The sequence below is a fragment of the Rhizobium sp. BK619 genome (genome assembly GCF_014195245.1).
Lineage (GTDB): Bacteria > Pseudomonadota > Alphaproteobacteria > Rhizobiales > Rhizobiaceae > Rhizobium > Rhizobium acidisoli.
Genome location: NZ_JACIBH010000011.1, coordinates 23,033 through 39,692 on the forward strand (window position 1 = coordinate 23,033; position 16,660 = coordinate 39,692).

Annotated in this window: 17 protein-coding genes; 9 read left to right on the plus strand and 8 right to left on the minus strand. The window is 62.2% G+C overall.

Annotated features, from left to right (window positions below; translation table 11 throughout):
• The first annotated feature begins 64 nt into the window (after window positions 1-64).
• Window positions 65-1,546 carry a lipopolysaccharide biosynthesis protein gene (locus FHX14_RS20950; protein WP_184378489.1) on the plus strand — a complete coding sequence of 494 codons (1,482 nt, stop codon included), beginning with the start codon at window positions 65-67 and terminating at the stop codon, window positions 1,544-1,546.
• A gap of 51 nt (window positions 1,547-1,597) precedes the next feature.
• A complete protein-coding gene (locus FHX14_RS20955; RefSeq protein ID WP_184378491.1) occupies window positions 1,598-2,425 on the plus strand; it encodes a glycoside hydrolase family 16 protein in 828 nt (275 codons plus the stop codon).
• Between the two features lie 22 nt (window positions 2,426-2,447).
• Here the strand turns inward: FHX14_RS20955 and ugpC are convergent, their stop codons facing one another.
• From ugpC to FHX14_RS20985, 6 genes are all read right to left on the minus strand, one after another.
• Window positions 2,448-3,527, minus strand: a complete 1,080-nt coding sequence (gene ugpC, locus FHX14_RS20960; RefSeq protein WP_184378493.1) for a sn-glycerol-3-phosphate ABC transporter ATP-binding protein UgpC — start codon at window positions 3,525-3,527, stop codon at window positions 2,448-2,450.
• Window positions 3,524-4,453, minus strand: coding sequence for a PfkB family carbohydrate kinase (locus FHX14_RS20965; RefSeq protein WP_184378495.1), 930 nt, complete (start codon window positions 4,451-4,453; stop codon window positions 3,524-3,526). The genes ugpC and FHX14_RS20965 overlap by 4 nt, the downstream gene beginning before the upstream one ends.
• Entirely contained in the window at window positions 4,454-5,476 is a 1,023-nt protein-coding gene (locus FHX14_RS20970; RefSeq protein ID WP_184378497.1) for an SIS domain-containing protein, read from the minus strand.
• Window positions 5,473-6,318 (minus strand): carbohydrate ABC transporter permease, encoded by an 846-nt coding sequence (locus FHX14_RS20975; protein WP_184378499.1) that lies wholly within the window; start codon window positions 6,316-6,318, stop codon window positions 5,473-5,475. Before FHX14_RS20975 ends, FHX14_RS20970 begins: the two co-directional genes overlap by 4 nt.
• Window positions 6,318-7,202, minus strand: a complete 885-nt coding sequence (locus FHX14_RS20980; protein ID WP_184378501.1) for a sugar ABC transporter permease — start codon at window positions 7,200-7,202, stop codon at window positions 6,318-6,320. Before FHX14_RS20980 ends, FHX14_RS20975 begins: the two co-directional genes overlap by 1 nt.
• Before the next feature lie 72 nt (window positions 7,203-7,274).
• Window positions 7,275-8,513 (minus strand): extracellular solute-binding protein, encoded by a 1,239-nt coding sequence (locus FHX14_RS20985; RefSeq protein ID WP_184378503.1) that lies wholly within the window; start codon window positions 8,511-8,513, stop codon window positions 7,275-7,277.
• A gap of 197 nt (window positions 8,514-8,710) precedes the next feature.
• On the opposite strand from FHX14_RS20985, the gene FHX14_RS20990 reads away from it, so the two are divergent.
• From FHX14_RS20990 to FHX14_RS21015, 6 genes are all read left to right on the plus strand, one after another.
• The gene (locus FHX14_RS20990) at window positions 8,711-9,916 is read left to right on the plus strand and encodes an ROK family transcriptional regulator (protein ID WP_184378505.1); all 1,206 of its coding nucleotides are present in this window, start codon (window positions 8,711-8,713) and stop codon (window positions 9,914-9,916) included.
• Window positions 9,913-10,167, plus strand: a complete 255-nt coding sequence (locus FHX14_RS20995; RefSeq protein ID WP_184378507.1) for a hypothetical protein — start codon at window positions 9,913-9,915, stop codon at window positions 10,165-10,167. Before FHX14_RS20990 ends, FHX14_RS20995 begins: the two co-directional genes overlap by 4 nt.
• A 113-nt stretch (window positions 10,168-10,280) precedes the next feature.
• Window positions 10,281-11,636, plus strand: coding sequence for an extracellular solute-binding protein (locus tag FHX14_RS21000; RefSeq protein WP_184378509.1), 1,356 nt, complete (start codon window positions 10,281-10,283; stop codon window positions 11,634-11,636).
• 127 nt (window positions 11,637-11,763) lie between these two features.
• Complete coding sequence (locus FHX14_RS21005; protein WP_012485023.1) at window positions 11,764-12,648, plus strand: sugar ABC transporter permease; 885 nt, start codon at window positions 11,764-11,766, stop codon at window positions 12,646-12,648.
• 10 nt (window positions 12,649-12,658) lie between these two features.
• The gene (locus FHX14_RS21010; protein ID WP_184378511.1) at window positions 12,659-13,573 is read left to right on the plus strand and encodes an ABC transporter permease subunit; all 915 of its coding nucleotides are present in this window, start codon (window positions 12,659-12,661) and stop codon (window positions 13,571-13,573) included.
• 12 nt (window positions 13,574-13,585) lie between these two features.
• The gene (locus tag FHX14_RS21015) at window positions 13,586-14,695 is read left to right on the plus strand and encodes a sn-glycerol-3-phosphate import ATP-binding protein UgpC (protein ID WP_184378513.1); all 1,110 of its coding nucleotides are present in this window, start codon (window positions 13,586-13,588) and stop codon (window positions 14,693-14,695) included.
• A 16-nt stretch (window positions 14,696-14,711) separates the two neighbouring features.
• Here the strand turns inward: FHX14_RS21015 and FHX14_RS21020 are convergent, their stop codons facing one another.
• The gene (locus FHX14_RS21020; RefSeq protein ID WP_003590480.1) at window positions 14,712-15,185 is read right to left on the minus strand and encodes a cupin domain-containing protein; all 474 of its coding nucleotides are present in this window, start codon (window positions 15,183-15,185) and stop codon (window positions 14,712-14,714) included.
• A 91-nt stretch (window positions 15,186-15,276) separates the two neighbouring features.
• Between FHX14_RS21020 and FHX14_RS21025 the strand changes: the two genes are divergently transcribed.
• Entirely contained in the window at window positions 15,277-15,813 is a 537-nt protein-coding gene (locus FHX14_RS21025) for a hypothetical protein (protein ID WP_184378515.1), read from the plus strand.
• Here FHX14_RS21025 and FHX14_RS21030 read toward each other — a convergent pair.
• Window positions 15,810-16,580 (minus strand): TIM barrel protein, encoded by a 771-nt coding sequence (locus FHX14_RS21030; RefSeq protein ID WP_184378518.1) that lies wholly within the window; start codon window positions 16,578-16,580, stop codon window positions 15,810-15,812. The genes FHX14_RS21025 and FHX14_RS21030 overlap by 4 nt on opposite strands.
• Window positions 16,581-16,660 lie beyond the last annotated feature (80 nt).

The following is a 16,660-nucleotide window of genomic DNA, read 5'->3' on the forward strand; positions in this document are numbered from 1 at the left end:
CAGCCCGCCTTGCAGCCCCGACCGAGCCGTCTCAACCTCTCGACGAGAAATAGATAAACAGATCATGTCAAGCGTATCTCAGAGGACGGCGACGGCGAGCATCTGGACGATCAGTGGAAAATTCCTGGCGCGGATGCTCGATTTCGTCAGTCTCCTTGTCCTGGCGAGGCTGTTGAGCCCTGCGGATTTCGGCCTGGTCGCCATCGCCACGTCGGTCCTGGTCATCGTCGAGGCGATCCTGGACCTGCCGTTGACGCAGGCGCTGATGCGTCAATCGTCGCCTTCGGATGAGATGTTCGCCACGGCCTTCACGCTCAGCCTGCTGAGAGGGCTGGCCATCAGCCTGCTGATGATGATCATCTCCTGGCCAATGGCGCTGGTCTACGACGATCCTCGGCTTTTCGCCCTTGTCGCCGTTCTCTCGATCGCGCCTGCCATGCGCAGCGTGATCAGTCCGCGTATGGTTCTTTTCATGCAGCGGTTCGATTTCAAACGCGAGTTTGCGCTCGATCTCATCGCCAAGGGATCGACATTACTGTTCGGGGTGGGGGTCGCTGTGGCAACAGGCAGCTATTGGGGGCTGGCGATCGGAGCGGTCGCCGGCCCGACCGCGGCGATGATCACCTCCTATGTCCTTGCGCCGATGCGACCGACATTCAGCCTTTCCGAATGGAAGCATTTTCAGGACATGATCAGCTGGAATACCGTGTCGCAGGTGCTGAGTTCGATCAACTGGCAGCTGGACCGGCTGCTTCTGCCGCGTTTTACCGGCCTGTCGACATTCGGCGCCTTCAGCGTCGCCGACAATATCGCCGGTATTCCGTATCAAACCTTTGTCGGACCGTTGCTGCGCCCGCTGATGGCGGCCTTCTCCACGGTCGAAGACCGCCGCAACCTGATCGCCGCCTATCTGAAGGCGACGAATGCGATCACCTTCGTCGCAGCACCCATTCTCATTGCGCTTGCCCTTCTCGCCGAACCGACCGTGCGCATCTTGGTCGGCGAGAAATGGGCATCGGCCGCGCCGATCCTGCAGTGGCTGTGCATTGTCAGCCTGCTTGGTCTTCCCACGAACATGATGCCGCCATTGGCGATGGTCATGAACAATACCCGTTATGTCGCTCTCAGGATGTTTGTCGAGTTCGCCGTCAGGGTCCCGGTCACCATTCTGGGCATCGCCTATTTTCAGGTGGCGGGGGCACTCGGCGCGCGGATCGTGGCAGTCCTCGTCGCCTATGGCGCATCGCTTGTCATCACACGGCGGCTGATCGGCGCGAGTTTCGCCGCGCAATTGAATTCCTTTTTTCGGCCGCTGGCCGCGAGCCTGCCGATGATCGCCTTCCTGCTGTGGGTGGGGCCGATGCTCGTCGCCATGCCTGTCGGCATCACTCTTGTCGTCTGTGTGGCGCTCTGCGGCGGGGTGGCAGCGGCCATTTTCTGGGCTGGCGCCTTGCTGCTGTGGCAGATGGTCGGAAGGCCCGACGGCATCGAGACCATTGTCGTTCAAAGGCTCATGCCGCAACGAAACGAGGTTCTCACCTCATGATCGGGGCAAATTCCCCGACGATTTTGTTCAAGCGTTTTCAAAGGAGTAACAATGCGTTACGGGATATCTGCCAAGTGGCTCGGTCTGCTCGTCGTTCTCGGCCTGGGCGCGTTGCCCGGCCAGCCCAGCGTGGCCCAGGAACCGCTCAATATCGATGCATACCAGCTGACATTCGATGAGAGTTTCGACAGCCTCGACGTTTCGGCCTGGGGAGAGAAGAGCTCCCGCTGGATCGCCCATACGCCCTGGAACGGCGATTTCGGTGATGCCCGTTTCAGCGATCCGGCTCCCGGCTTTCCGTTTACCACCGATCAGGGAATTGTGAAGATCGAAGCGCGCAAGGAGGCCGACGGCACCTGGCGTTCAGGCTTGCTGTCGTCGGTGAACCCGAAGGGCGAAGGTTTCTCGCAGCAGTTCGGCTATTTCGAAGCACGGATGAAGCTGCCGCCGGGCAAGGGTGTCTGGCCGGCCTTCTGGCTCATCGGGGTCGACCGGTCGAAATACACAGCCGAGATCGACGTGCTGGAATATTACGGCCGCGCGCCTTACGAATTCAGCATGGGTTTTCATATCTGGCGTCAGAGCCAAGGCGGGCAGAACTCGACCGGCGGCTATTGGAAAACGGTCGAGGATGGAATTTTAAACAGCGAGTATCATACCTACGGCGTCGATATTCAGGCTGACAAGACGACCTTTTATCTGGATCGGCAATACCTCTGGAGCTTCGACACACCAAAGGAGTTCCACATGCCGTTCTATCCGCTGGTCAATCTGGCGCTCGGCTCGGGATGGCCGATCGACGAAACGCCGAACCCCTCCATTCTGCTCGTCGACTATATCCATGTTTACAAGCGAAAGCCCGCCGACGCGGCGAATTGAACGAGGAGCTTAGGTCGCCTGCCTATTGCTCGCCGAGGCAGCTGAGACCGGTTTCCAGGTCGAAGAGATGCATTGCCTCCTCGTCGAAGAAGAGGGTCAGTTTTTCGTTGTCGCGGATCGGCGTGCGCGGCGGCAGGCAGGCCATCAGCCGCTGATTTCCCGTAAGCGCGGTGACGACGAGCTCCGGGCCGGTCAGTTCCGAAACCTCCGCGGTTGCCTCGATGGAGAGGCCGCCGCCGTCGGTGCGAAGCGCCTCTGGACGGATGCCGAGGATGAGGTCGCGGCCATTGCCGGCTGCATCGCGGAAACGGGCGGGCAGGGGCAGGGTAGCATCGGAGCCTGAAAGCGCCAAACGGCCGTCAAGCACCGCAGCCTTCAGCAGGTTCATCGGCGGCGCGCCGACGAAGGTGGCGACATAGAGCGTTGCCGGATGATTGTAGATTTCCTCAGGCGTACCGAGCTGCTCGATGCGGCCGTCGCGCATGACGGCGATACGGCTTGCCAGCGTCATCGCTTCGATCTGGTCATGGGTGACGTAGACGACCGTCGTCTTCAGCATCTGATGGAGCCGCTTGATCTCGGTGCGCATCTCCATGCGCAGCTTGGCGTCGAGATTGGAGAGCGGCTCGTCGAAGAGGAACACCTCAGGCTTGCGCACCAGCGCGCGGCCGATCGCGACGCGCTGGCGCTGGCCGCCGGAAAGCTGGCTCGGCTTGCGCTCGAGGAGGTTTTCGATCTGCAGCAGTTTTGCAGCATCGCGCACTGCTCTGTCGCGCTCGGGCGCCGGCACCTTGCGCATTTCCAGGCCGAAGCCGATGTTCCTGTGCACCGTCAGATTGGGGTAGAGCGCATAGGATTGAAAGACCATGGCGATGTCGCGGTCCTTCGGATGCACACCGAGCACCGAGCGTCCACCGATCCTGACATCGCCGCTCGTTGCCTCGGCAAGTCCGGCAATGATGTTCAGGAGCGTGGACTTGCCGCAGCCCGAGGAGCCGAGCAGCACGAGGAACTCGCCGCTTTCCAGCGAGATGTCGATGCCTTTCAGCGTCTCGACCTCGCCATAGGTCTTGCGGATGTTCTGGATGTCGAGCGCGCTCATGACACGGCCTCCTCTACGGATGTCGGGCCACCGTAGCTGCGGGGCAGGGTGGAAATGGCACGCGAGGCGACCTCGGTGCCTGCCGTCAGGCAGGACGCCAGCGGTGCATCCTTTGCGAGCGCGGCGAGGAAGGCGGCGTTGAAGACGTCGCCGGCACCGATCGTGTCGACGACCGTGACGAGAGGTGCCCCCACCGAAACCAGCAGGCCGTCCGGCCCGATGGCGATGGCGCCATCCGGGCCGCGTTTGACAACGATGATCGCGCCTTCCGGCATGTGCGACCTGATTTCGTGGGCAGCCTCGATCGGATCGGCAATGCCCGCAAGTGTCGTCGTCTCGACCTCGTTCAGCAGCGCGATGCCGGAGCGGGAGAGCCAGGCGCGTGTCGCCGCGCAGTTCTCTTCCGTCCAGCCGTCGAGCGGCCAGCCGGTGTCGAGCGCGACGGTGATGTCATGGCTATCGGCCCAGTCGAAGAGGGCGTCGTATTCTCTCGTCAGATCGTCGGTCAGGAAAGCGCCGCAGAGAAGCGCGTAACCGCCCCGGAGCCTTAAGCCGTCGATGACGGCGAACACATCGGCGAGGCTGAAGCGCGGCAGATGGCCCGTCGTCGTGAAGAAGGTGCGCTCGCCGTCCGGATGGGTGATGCCGACGGAGAGCGTCGTCTTCTCAGGACGGACCGGCCAGTTCTCAGAACGCTGACCGAAGGCTTCGGCGAGCCAGCGGCCGAACTGATCGCTGCCGATATTGGCGGCGATGTCGAATTCGATGCCGAGCGCCTGCCAGGCGAGCGCGCTGTTGCCGGCCGATCCGCCGACCCTGAGCTCGTCATGATCGACGATGATTTCCGTTCCGGCTTTCGGCCAGGGGGCCGCCGGTCCGAGGATGAGGTCGACATTGACGTTGCCGATGACTGCAAGCGGCCGCATTCATTCACTCCGGGTAATCTTGGTGGAACGGACCGGCGTTCCGGCATTTTCCACGCGGACGTCGGCAAAGGCGATCATCAGCCGCTGGGCGATCGGCAGCATGGCGAAGATTGCCGCAAGGCCCGTCGCAGGGGCAAAGCGGATCGTCACCGCGCCGGCGACCGGGGCTTGGCCGGATGCGTCGAACAGGATGACCGGTGCGCCGGTCTCGACGGCGGAGACTGCCATCGCTGTTACCAGGCCGGCCGTCTCATCCAGGCCGCGGAACAGCACGAGACCGATCTCAGGCCCCAGCATCTCCATCGGCCCATGGCGCAGCTGGCCGCCTTCGAGCGAAAAACAGGGACGGCGCGACAATTCGGTCAACCCGAGCGCCAGGGCCTCGGCAACACCCTGCAGACGGCGGCCCGAGGTGACGACGGTCGCGACGTTTTCGATGGCAGCGAGGGCGGCGGTAATGTCATGGTCTTCGGGCGCCCTGAGGACGGCAAGTGCGGCCGCGGGGTCTTCGCCGAGTGCGGCAAGGATTGCCAGATGCAGGGCGAAAGTCACTGTCAGGCTGCGGGTCGCGGCAAAGGCAAGCTCGGTGCCGCCGCTGCCGACCAGCGACGGGGCGGTGCTGGCGAGGAAGGAAGTGGCTTCGAGCGTCAGGCCGAAGGTCTCCTGCGTGCCGCCGGTCTCTTCGAACCAGCGCAGAACCTCGGCGCTCTCGCCGGATTGCGAGGTGACGAAGATCGTCCTGCCGTCAATGGGCAGCGGTTGGCCGAGCTGCTCGGAGAGCGGCAAGGCGACCGCATCGATGCCGAGGGCCCGGTAGAGCGGTTCGACGGCGCGGTTGACGGCATGCGAGCCGCCCATGCCGAGCAAGAGCAGCCGGCCGGTCTTCTCAAGCGAGGCGGCGGCTTTTTCCGCCATCGGCGTTACGGCTTCATAGGAGGCGAGCGCATCGGCGTGCTGACGCGCCATCTCGCGGTCGATCGCGGCAAGTCCGGCCGGCCGGGTTCTTTCTGTTGTCATGTTCATCCCTTGACGCCGCCGCTGGTGAGCCCTGAAATCAGGGCGCGTTGCATGACGAGACCGATCAGCACCGGGGGCAGGGCGGCGAGCACGCCTGCCGTGGCGATCAGTCCGTAATCGGAAACGCGGCCGCCGGCGAGATCGGCAATGGCGACGGTCAGCGTCTTGGCGCGCTGGTCGGAGGTGAAGAGCAGCGCATAGAAGAATTCATCCCAGGCCAGCAGGAATGCAAAGAGGCTCGACGTCGCGACCACGGGGGCGGCGAGCGGCAGCGTGATGATCCTCAGCGTCTGGAACAGGCCGGCGCCGTCGATCATTGCGGCGGATTCGATCTCGCGCGGGATGGAATCGAAGCCCGATTTCATCAGCCAGGTGGTGAAGGGTGCCAGGATGGTCAGATAGACCAAGGCAAGGCCGAAGACGTTGTTCAGCATGCCGAGATGGGAGAGACCCATATAGAGCGGGACGGCGAGGGCCACCGGCGGCAGCATATAGGTGGCGATCACCATCGACAGCGACCATCCGACAGAAGGCGTGCGCGACACCGCCCAGCCGGCCGGAATGGCAAGCGCGATGGCGGCGATCGTCGCCATGCCCGCCACCTCGATGCTGTTGCGCAGCGACGCGGTAAAGGCGGCGCCGGCGCTGTTTTCGAGCGTCGAAAGCAGCACGGCGTAGCGAGAGAAATCCGCCGTCTGCGGCCACCAGCGCAGCGGCTTCGCCGCAAGATCAGCGGCCGGCGAGATGCTCATGATGAAGAGCCAGAGGATCGGCGCCAGGATGACGGCGGCAAGCAGCAGCGCGCAGAGATGAATGAAGGCTGAGAAGAGCAGGCTTTGGCGTTCCATCAGACCGCACTCCCGGCCGTCTTGCGCACCAGGGCGGCATAGCCGGCGGCCAGCAAGGTCACCAGCAGGGTGACGATCAAGGCGAGCGATGCGCCCGAGCCCGCCCGCTGGAAGGAGAAGGCTTCCTGATAGACGAGGATCGACAGCGTGCGCGTGCTGTTGGCCGGACCGCCGCGGGTCATCACCCAGATAATGTCGAACACCTTGAAGGCTTCGATCGTGCGCAACACCAGCGCCACCATCAGCGGGCCGGCGAGATAGGGCAGGATGACGAAGCGGAAGCGGGCGAAAGCGCCGGCGCCGTCGACGAGCGAGGCGGCGGTAATGTCTCGCGGCACGGCCTGGAGTGCGGCCAGCGCGATCAGCGCCACCAGCGGGAAGTTCTTCCAGCAGTCGGCGACGATGAGAGCGGCGAGCGCCGTGCCGGGTTCGCCAAGCCAGGAGCGATAGGCGTCAAGCAGACCGAGCTGCGTCAGCGCGGCGTTCAGCGCGCCATACTCCGGATTGTAGATCAGCCGCCAGAGCGTGGCGTTGACGACGGTCGGCAGCGCCCAGGGCAGGATCATCAGGGCGCGGAGAGCAGTACGGCCGCGGAATTGCTGGTTCAGCAGCAGGGCGGCAAGGACGCCGAGCACCATTTCGGCGGCGACCGAGACGATCGCAAACCATGCAGTGGTGATCAGCGTGCGCTGGAAATTCGAGCCTGAGATCATCCTGGCGTAATTGTCGAGGCCGACAAAGCTGCCCTCGGTGCCGACGAGCTTGGCATCGGTGAAAGAGAGGCCGACCGTATCGATCAAAGGCCAGCCGATAACCGATATCATGACCACGAGAAGCGGCAGCATCAACAGCCACGCGCGGGTTGTCAGCCAAGTGCCCGACATCGGCGACCCTTCTTCATTCTTCAGTTTTGGAGGCCGGGCGACGGCAGGCGGCGCCCGGGTTTCTAAGCTTGATCAGAGGCCGCTATTGTCGGCCGCCGATTTCAGCGCATCCTCCGGAGAGGACTGGCCGAGCAGGGATTCCTGGATCGCCTGCTGCAGCGCGGTCGAAAGCTCCTGATACTTCGGCGTCGTCGGGCGCGGATACATGGCGGCAAGACCGACCTTGGCGGCCGAGATCAGCTCTTCCTGACCCTTGGTGACGGCAGGGTCCTCGTAGGAGGAGGCCCAGATCGGCAGGCTGAGCTTGGCATAGGCGTTCTGTGTCGCCTGCGAGGTCATGAAGGTGATGTATTTCCAGGCCTCATCGGGATGCTGGCTGGCGGAAGTGATGCCGAGGCCCATCGAGCCGTTGACCGCAGACGCCTGGCTTTTACCGGCAACACCCGGTGCTGGCACGACGCCGACCTTGCCCGCCACCTTGCTGTCCTTCGGGTCGTTGGCCATGTTGTACATGTAGGTCCAATTCAAAGCGAAAGCGGCATCGCCGTTTTCGAAGACCTTGCGGACATCCTCTTCCAGAAATTCCTTGGAGTTCGGGTTGGTCAGGCCGGACGAATAGCTCGCCACCATGTATCTCAGCGCATCGAGGCCGCCGCCGCGCTGGAAGGCCGGCTTGCCGTCCTTGAGGAAATCACCGCCATAGGCGCTGACGAGCGTGGTGTAGTCGCAGATCGCGGCTTCGGCCTGCGACCAGCTCCAGGCGATCGGGGTGGCGAGCAAGCCCTTGTCCTTGATCGCCTTCGCCTGCTCAGTCAGCTCGTCCCAGGTCTTCGGCGGCGCCTTGATGCCGGCTTTTTCGAGGATTTCCTTGTTGTAGAACAGGTATTTGGTGTCGAGGATCCACGGCATGCCGTAATATTTGCCGTCATATTGCACGGTGGTCCAGGCGCCCGGCAGCACGCCCTTCTTCATGTCGTCGGTGATGCGGGAGGAGACGTCGACCAGCACCTTGTTGGTGGCGTATTCGGCCGGCCAGATGACGTCGAAGAGCACGACGTCGTAACCGCCGCCGGAACCTTGCGCCAGCACCGTCTTGTCGTGCAGGCCCTCATAGGGAACGAATTCGAGATTGACCTTGATATCGGGGTTCGCCTTGGCGAAGGCGTCGGTCATCGCGCGCACATCGGCCTCGCTATAAGCGGCCTGCGCCATGAAAAGCGCGTTCAGTGTCGTTTCGGCGAAAGCATGCGGCGCAAGAGATGCGCCGATCAAGGCCGTACCCAGAAGCGTCTTGGTAAAGGATTTCAGCATTGCAGCCTCCAGTTTGTGACATTTACGCATTGCCGAGGGCGGCCCTCCGCCATCGGTGATCGAGAAGTCGTCTCGGAGCGTCGTCGGAGCCCTTATCGGCGTCCTGCGTTCCCTGGAACTCTCCGGTCCCTTATTAAGTCAATTGTCTTGACTTATTACTTCTTCAACATTCTACTGGAGTCAAGAGGCAATTGCACATGAATGACAGCCGGCCGATCCGGGCAAAGAGCGGCACCAACCATGAAGGCACCAGCGCGCATAACCGGCGCGTGATGATCGATGCCTTGAGGATCAATGGTGAGCTTTCACGCGCCGATCTGGCGCGGGCGACATGGCTGACCAAGCAGACGGTGTCGAATATCATTGAGGAGCTCGAGCGCGATGGTCTCGTGCGTTCGCAGGAGCCGGTGCGCAAGGGCAGGGGGCAGCCCTCGACGCCCTACGGGCTCGTGCCCGAAGGCGCCTTCGCGATCGGACTGCAGATCGATCGGCATGTGACGCGGGCGGTCGCCGTCGATCTCATCGGCAGTGTGCTGGTGCGCGCAGAAGCCGGCCTTCCCACAGGAGGTCCCTCGACGGGCGCAAAGGTCATCCTCGATCTGGTCGCCGATGTACGTTCCAGGCTTGCCGGGATCGTCCAGCAGTCGGAAAAGCGAATGGTCGGCCTCGGTGTCGCCATGCCCGGGCCCTTCGGGGTCGCCGGCAGCGGCGACGATCCGTGGATGATGGAGGCCTGGCAAAAGTTTCCGCTGCTGGAAAGGCTAGCGGCCGGCACCGGGCTCGACGTCGGCCTGCAGAACGATGCTGCGGCGGCAGCGACCGCCGAGCGCATGGTGGGAGCCGCCCATGGTGTCGACCATGCGGTCTGCCTCTTCGTCGGCTACGGCATCGGCGCCGGCCTCATTCTGAACGGCGAGCTCTACCGTGGCGCCAACGGAAATGCCGGCGAGATCGGCATGGCGCTGCTGTTTGCCGACGGCAAATCGACGCCGCTCGAACATCGCGCTTCGCTCGCCTCGCTCTATCAGCATCTCTCGGCCGATCCTGCCGATCCCGACCTCCATGCACGCATCAACGATCTTGCCTCCAGGGGCGATCCAAACATTAAGACCTGGATCGAAGCGGCGGCAGTGGACCTGCGCTGGAGCATCCATCTCATCGAAACGGTCTTCGATCCGCAGACCGTGATACTGTGCGGCAGTGCCCCGGAAGCGCTGGTGAAAAGGTTGATTGCCGCCATCGGCCCGCTGCTGCCCTCGATCGCCGACCGACCGGGACGCATGCTGCCTCGGCTGCAGCCCGGCATGGCCGATCCCTGGTCGGTGGCGATCGGTGCTGCCGCCGGACCGATCGGCCGTGCATTCGATCCCCGGTTCGCTGCAATTTTGAAGGATTTCCTTTGAATCTGGGGCTAAAACCAGGCGTTGCACAGCAGTGCAATGGCGGGGAGATAGGCGGTTTTGCAAGTTTTCATGCGGCGGCATCTTCGAATAAGGATGCTGCGTTGCAATATAGGCAAATATTGAAAACCCTTGATATTCATAAATATTCGAATACAAATATGATTGTTCGGCAGTGCGCTGGGGAGGCTGGCGAGGCTTCTCTAAATATAGCCTCGACCGTGGCAAATAATATCCGCATGAAGGTTTTGTGACGGAACGATTTCGATCGTTTCATGTCATGTAATATTCATTGGCCGCGGCAATTTGAACCAGCTAATAGGGCGTGCGCCGAAAGTGCGCGTCCCTTTTTACGTTCGAGGTTCTCATGCAAGCCAAGCTTCTCGGCGCCGTTGGCGCCCTTCTCGCTACAGCGTTTCTTGCCGGTCCCGCTGCCGCCGCCGATAAGACCAAGATTGACTTCTGGTTCGGCAATTCCGGTGACATCGCAAAGCGTGTCCAGGAACAGTGCGATCGCTTCAACCAGTCGCAGGCCGATTACGAAGTCGTCTGCACCAGCCAGGGCAGCTACGACGCGTCCCTGCAGAACACAATTGCCGCCTTCCGCGCCGGCAAGCAGCCGACCATTGCTCAGGTCTCCGACGCCGGCACGCTCGACATCATGCTTTCCGGCGCCTACTACCCGGCCAATCAGCTGATGACCGACATGGGCTACACGGTCGACTGGAAAGATTATTTCTCCGGCATCGCCAACTATTATGCGACGTCCAAGGGCGAGATGTATTCCTTCCCCTTCAACTCCTCGACCGCATTGCTCTACTGGAACAAGGATGCCTTCGCCAAGATCGGCAAGGACCATGCTCCGGCCACCTGGCAGGAAGCCGGCGAAGATTTCAAGGCTCTGAAGGATGCAGGTTATGCTTGCCCGCTCGCCTTCGACATCTCCAACAACGAAGTCTGGCAATATGTCGAGCAGTTCGAAGCCGTTAACGGCGAAGCGATCGCGACGAAGAAGAACGGCTTTGAAGGCCTCGACGCCGAGCTGACCTACAACAAGAACCCGCTGCTCGTCAGCTACATCAAGGACCTCAAGTCCTGGTACGACAACAAGCTGGCTTTCATCAAGAACAAGGCCGTCGGCCAGACCTTCGTCGAAGCCTTCGCCGCCGGCGATTGCCAGGTTATCCTCACCTCGGTCGGCGACCACGGCAATATCGGCCGCACCGCCAAGCAGGGCATGAACTGGGGCGTTGCCATGCTCCCGACCTACGGCACTGCAACCCGCCACAGCTCCTATGTCGGCGGCGCTTCGCTCTGGGTTCTGAAGGGTCACACCGACGCCGAATACAAGGCTGCCGCTGCCTTTTTCAACTTCATCGCAAAGCCGGAAGAAGCCCTGACCTGGTCGACGGTCACCGGCTACATCCCGGTTCGTAACTCCGGCTTCGAATATCTCAAGAAGCAGGGCTTCTACGACAAGGCTCCTTATGCCGGCCGTGAACTCGCCATTCAGAGCCTGACGACATCGCCTGCCGACGACACGGCGCCGCACGGCATCCGCCTCGGCGGCCTGTTGCAGGTCCGCACCGAAATCGCCAACGGCCTGCAGGCGATCTTCGTCAACAATGCCGACGTCCAGGCTTCGCTCGACGGCGCTGCCGAACGCGGCAACCAGCTGCTGCGCCGCTTCCAGCAGACCTACAAGAACGTTCAGCTTCCTTGATCGGCTGATATCAGCCGCACCCGGCGCGCCCTGCGCGCGCCGGGTGCGTCTTTGTAAGCTCTCTTAATCGGTCGCGGATGCGAAGTGTCGCCCGCGCCTAACCAAACCATGGCGAAAACGACCACTCATGGAAAAGCGCGTCACTTTCTCCTCGACGACGATCGGACTGCTCTTCGCATTTCCGATGCTGCTGCTGATCTTCGTCTTCTTCTATTGGCCGAGTGCGCAGGCGCTCTATTGGGCGTTCACGCTCGAGCAGCCATGGGGCGGCGGCAACGCCTGGGTCGGATTCGACAATTTCAAGCAATTGCTCAGCGACCCGATCTATTGGGAGTCGATCACCCGCAGCATGATCTTCGGCTTCAGCTCGACGGCGATTGCCATGGGGATGGCGCTCATCCTGGCGCTGTTGACGGATCGTGAGCTGCGCGGCCACAAAATCTACCGGTCGGTCTTCATCTGGCCTTATGCGATTGCCGCTCCCGCCCTTGGTCTCGCCTTCCGCTTCATCCTGGCGCCGGAGGCCGGTCTCCTGTCGGTCATCAATCATGTCTGGCCCGGTCTCTGGAACCCGGCACTCGACGGCAAGGATGCGATGATCGCCGTCATCATCGCCTTTTCCTGGAAATATATCGGCTATAATTTCATCTTCTTCCTTTCGGCGCTTCAGGGCATTCCCCGCTCGCTGATCGAGGCAGCCGCCATGGACGGCTCCGGGCCGCTGCGCCGGATGTGGGATCTCCAGCTGCCGCTGCTGACGCCGACATTGTTTTTTCTGCTCGTCATCAACATCACCGAAAGCTTCCAGGATTCCTTCGGTATCGTCGACGTCATGACGCAGGGCGGGCCGGCGCGCGCGACCGAACTCATGGTCTACAAGATCTATTTCGACGGTTTCAGGGGGCTCGATTATTCCGGTGCCGCCGCCCAGTCGATCATCCTGATGGCGCTCGTCGTCCTTCTCACCATCTTCCAGTTCCGCTTCATCGAGCGGCGCGTGCATTACAAGTGAGGTCGCGGACATGATCGAACGCACGCCGATATTCAACTTCATCTGCTATACGCTTCTGGCGCTCGGCATGGTGATCGCGCTTCTGCCTTTCGTCATCGTCATCATCGCATCGACGCTCGATCTGGAGACAGTCAACCGGGTGCCGTTGCCGCTGACCCCGAGCACGCATTTCTGGGAAAATGCTCAGGCCGCCTGGATCCGCGCCGATCTCGGCAACAAGCTGATCCACAGCATCATCTTCGCGACTGCGGTCGGTGCCGGCAAGGTCATCCTTTCCGCCATGGCAGCCTTCTCGATCGTCTACTTCCGCTTCCGCGGCCGGCATCTGATCTTCTGGATCATCTTCATCACCCTGATGCTGCCACTGGAAGTCCGCATCGTGCCGACCTATTCAATTGCGGCAAACGCGCTGCAGCCTTTCCAGACGATCCTCGACATCACCGGAATTACCGCGTTGGTCGCCTGGCTGTCCGGCATCCAGATCAAACTCGAATGGGGTCTGCTGAATTCCTATACCGGCCTGGTGGCACCGCTCGTCGCCACCGCGACCGGCACCTTCCTTTACCGGCAGTTCTATCTGACCGTTCCGGATGAGCTTGCCGAGGCCTCGAAGATGGACGGATCGGGTCCGGCCCGGTTTTTCTGGGACATTCTGCTGCCGCTGTCCCGACCAAACATGATCGCTCTGTTCACCATCATGTTCGTCTGGGCTTGGAACCAGTATCTCTGGCCGTTGTTGATTACCACCGATCCGAGTTTCGGCATTGCGGTGACGCAGCTCAAGACCCTCATCCCATCCGAATTCGGCCTGCCAGACTGGAACGTCGCCATGGCAGGTACACTTATCATCATGTCGCCGCCACTGGTGCTCGTCATCCTGATGCAGCGTTGGTTCGTGCGCGGCCTTATCTCTACCGAGAAATGAAGGAGCAGTCCTGTGGCACCGATCTCAATCCGTGATGTGAAGAAGAGCTATGGCAAGACTCCCGTCGTTCACGGCGTCGACCTGGAGATCCAGTCCGGCGAATTCATCGTCATCCTCGGCCCGTCCGGCTGCGGCAAGTCCACGCTGCTGCGCATGATCGCCGGCCTTGAGGAAATCAGCGGCGGTGAAATCGCCATCGACGGCCGCGTCGTCAACCAGCTGGAGCCGCGCGAGCGCGGCTGCGCCATGGTGTTCCAGAACTATGCGCTCTATCCGCATATGACCGTCGCCGAGAATATTGGTTATGCCTTGAAGGTGGCCGGTGTGGCGAAGGCCGAGCGCAGCCGCCGCGTCGCCGAGGTTGCCAAGGCGCTCAGCCTCGAACCCTTCCTCGACCGCCGGCCGGCCGCGCTTTCCGGCGGCCAGCGCCAGCGCGTCGCCATGGGGCGCGCGATGATCCGCGAACCGAAGGTGTTCCTCTTCGACGAGCCGCTGTCGAACCTCGACGCCAAGCTGCGTATCGCCATGCGCGCTGAAATTCGGCGCCTGCACCGCCGCCTCGGCGCCACCTCGATCTTCGTCACACATGACCAGACCGAGGCGATGACACTGGCTGACCGGCTGGTGGTGATGAATGGCGGCAGGGTGGAGCAGGTCGGCACGCCTGAGGAGGTCTATCACCACCCGGTCTCGCGTTTCGTCGCCGGCTTCGTCGGCACGCCGGCGATGAACCTGCTCGAAGGCATGATCAATGACGAGGGCGTGTTCGTTTACGACCAGAGCCGCAAGATCGCTTTGCCGCGCGAACGCGCCGCACCGCTGAAGGGCAAACGCGTCGTGCTCGGCATGCGCGCCGAGGCCGCCCGTCTGGTGGCGCCGGATGCGCCCGGCGCCCTGGTGGCGACGGCCGACTTCATCGAGGAGCTCGGTGCGAGCCGCGTCGTTCACGCCGATTTCGACGGGCTGCCCTTCGCCGTGGCGCTGACCGAGGCCGTGACCGTGAAGTCGGGCGATCCGATCGGCATCGCGATCGATCACAACGCGATCCACCTTTATGCCGCCGATACCGGCCGGATCATCGAAAACTCGGCCATGAGTGGGGCGGATGCGGTCCACGCCTGAACGATGTCGGCATGCATCAGCGATGGATCGGGTCGATCCACGGCACGTCTTCCGGCTTTTCCACCGGCTCGATGTCTAGATTGACGACAACAGGTTCCTGGCCCGAGCGGACGAGCACGCATTCCAGCGTCTCGTCGCGGCTGGCGTTGATCTCCTGGTGCGGCACATAGGGCGGGACGTAGATGAAGTCGCCGGGGCCGGCTTCGGCGGTATATTCCAGGTGCTCGCCCCAGCGCATGCGGGCCTTGCCCTTGACCACGTAAATGATGCTTTCGAGATCGCCGTGATGATGAGCGCCGGTCTTGGCATTGGCATGGATCGTCACCGTGCCGGCCCAGATTTTCTCGGCCCCGGCGCGGGCGTTGTTGATCGCGGTCGCGCGGTTCATGCCCGGCGTCTGCGCGGTGTTCGGATCGAGCGAATTGCCGGGAATGACCTTGACGCCATGTTCCCGCCAATCGATGTGAGAATGCTCGTGGTCGTCGCTCATGCGCTGCCTCCATCTTCGGTGTAAACAATCTAGGTAGGCGCCGCACGGCGGCCAAGCGGATTTATCTTCGTGCGTCAGAAAGAGGGACCCAATGAGCCACCTCCCGCAGATCGACTACGACACCGCTTCACAAGAGGTTCGGGCGGCGCATGACGAGGAAGTCAGGCTGCGTGGGCGCATGACCAATATGAAGCGGACGCTGCTGCATTCGCCGGCCGCCCATCGCGTCTATGCCGAATGGTTCACGCTGCGGACCGAGCTCGACCCCGTCATCAGCGACCGGGCGATCTGGATCTTTTCGCATGCGATTTCGAAGGCGGCGAAATCGAAGATCGCCATTACCTTCTTTCGCCGGGCGCTGATCAACAAGGGTTTCAATCCCGACGCGCTGGAGCTGTCCGAGGAGGAAGTTTTGCTCGACGCTTTTGGCAAGGCGATCGTCGCCGATTCCAATGCCGTTTCGACTGAACTCTGGGCGAAGCTGAAACAGCGCTACGAGACCAAGGTGCTGGTCGATCTCGTCGCGTTTGCCGGCATCATGCTGGCCACTGCCGTCTTCAACAATGTCGTCGAGGTCGATTTCGACGCCGAGCTTGAAGCCTTTGCGGAAGGCGCAAACCCGACCTAACCGCCAAGCGAGGCGATCGCGGACCTGACTGCGTCTGCGCCGGGTCTGGTCGGCCGGTATTCCAGGCCGACGGCGCCATCATAGCCGTTGGCGAAGATCCAGCCGAGGCGGTGGGCCAGGTCGATGCCGCCGGAGCCCGGTTCGTTGCGGCCGGGATGATCGGCGACATGGACGTGGAAAACACGGTCGAGACGGCCGTCCAGCACCTCTTCCGTGCGCTCGTCCATCACGGCGGAATGGTAAATGTCGTAGACGATGCCGATCTCGGGGCGGGCGATGTCATCGATGATGTCGAGACCTTCGCTGGTTGAATCGAGGAAATAGCCGATATGGTCGATGCGGATGTTGAGCGGCTCGACGCCGAGGCGCACACCGCTGCCGCGAAGAATATCGGCGCCCGCCTTTAGCGTTTCGGTGAGCGCCCGGCGCTGCTGCTCGCGGGTCACGCCCGGAAGATCGTTGCCGGCCTGGGCAATCAGCACGGGCGCGCCGAGACGCTTTGCGGCGGCGACGGATTGGGCCAAGCCTTTCAGCCATGCCTGCCGGTTGCCGGCGTCGGTCAGCGCGATCATCGGCTCGGCGACGATGCTGGTGACGGCAAGGCCGGTTTCATCAAGCGCCGCCTCGATCGCGTCCAGATCCTTGTTGGTCCAGCGCCAGAATTCGATCGCCGTCAGGCCGTCGGCATGGGCGCGGCGGATGCGATCGGGAAAGCTGTCGCCTTCTTCGGCAAACAGCCACTCTATGCAGGCTGAATAACGTCGCATGAAAACTCCTCGCATGTGGGGATGCAGGCTGCGACAGATCGGTGCCCGCCGCAAGAGGCATCTCAGTGCTTGACGCGCGG